Origin of the sequence: Stutzerimonas stutzeri, from assembly GCF_024448935.1 — a bacterium.
GTDB lineage: Bacteria > Pseudomonadota > Gammaproteobacteria > Pseudomonadales > Pseudomonadaceae > Stutzerimonas > Stutzerimonas stutzeri_AO.
This window is the reverse complement of record NZ_JAMOIE010000242.1, coordinates 1-1,030: the sequence shown is the minus strand read 5'-3', so window position 1 is coordinate 1,030 and position 1,030 is coordinate 1. Positions and strand designations below refer to the sequence as shown.

1 protein-coding gene is annotated in these 1,030 nt (G+C 62.4%); it reads right to left on the bottom strand.

The window, feature by feature from the left end; translation table 11 throughout:
* Nucleotides 1-109: 109 nt before the first annotated feature.
* Entirely contained in the window at nt 110-1,006 is an 897-nt protein-coding gene (locus NA637_RS25115) for a peptidoglycan DD-metalloendopeptidase family protein (RefSeq protein WP_256075328.1), read from the bottom strand.
* Between the last annotated feature and the right edge of the window lie 24 nt (nt 1,007-1,030).

Sequence of the window (1,030 nt, the reverse complement as noted above, 5' to 3'; positions counted from 1 at the left end):
CTGGACAGGGGTCGACCCACTACAACATTGTCAAGCTCTAGCTTGAGGCTCGACGCCGATTTTCTCGTCCAGCCTTTCCCGCCTCTAGCGCTTCTATCGGCCTTTTTGTTTACTCCCCACCCACCGCGAAATTGGGCAAGCTGTTGACCGGCTGGGCGAAATCGAAGGGAATCGATTCGACGGCCAAACCGACGTTGCGCTGGACCACGAAGTGCAGATGCGGGCCGGTGCTGTTGCCGGTGTTGCCCGAGCGCGCCAGCAGGCTGCCGGTTTCGATGCGCTGGCCTTCGCGAACCTTCACCGAGCCCTTCAGCAGATGTAGGTAAACCCCCATGGTGCCGTCATCATGCAGGACCCGGACGAAATTGCCGGCCGGGTTGTTGCCGCGCCCACTCTGCGCGTTCTCGATCTTCACCACCATGCCGCCGCGCGCCGCCACGATGGGCGTGCCTTCCGGCATGGCGATATCGGCGGCGTAACGACCTTGCGGCGTGAAATGACTGTATGTGCCGTTGGCACCCTGAGTCAGCCGGAACGGGCCGCCTCGCCAGGGCAACGGATAGCGGTAGGGTTTGGGCAGCAGACGCGGATCACCCAGCGCATGACGTAGCTTGGCTGTGTACTTGAGCGGCTTTGATGGGTCGAGCGGCGCGAGTGTTGCCAATCGGATCTGGCTGCGCGGCGGCAGTACCCAACGGATCGGGTTAGCCGGTGCGCCGACGGCATTCTGCACGCCGGTCAGCTTCAGCTCGATATCCACCGGCGCAAACAGATCGTTGCGCACCAGCAGCGTCTCGCCCGCGGCGTGCCTGCGGGTTTCCAGCGTTACCTGGTTGTCGAGTGTCTCGACCATGCGATCGCTGAAGGTGAATACCCTCGCGCCCGGTGCAGCCTGGTCGCTGTAAGTGACCACGCCGTTGGCGTCAGTGTATTTGTAGATGGTCAGGGCCGACGCGGACGAGGCCACCCAGAACGACCCGAGAACGAGAATGATGCGCCACGACATAACGGCAGACTTCACAGGGTTATG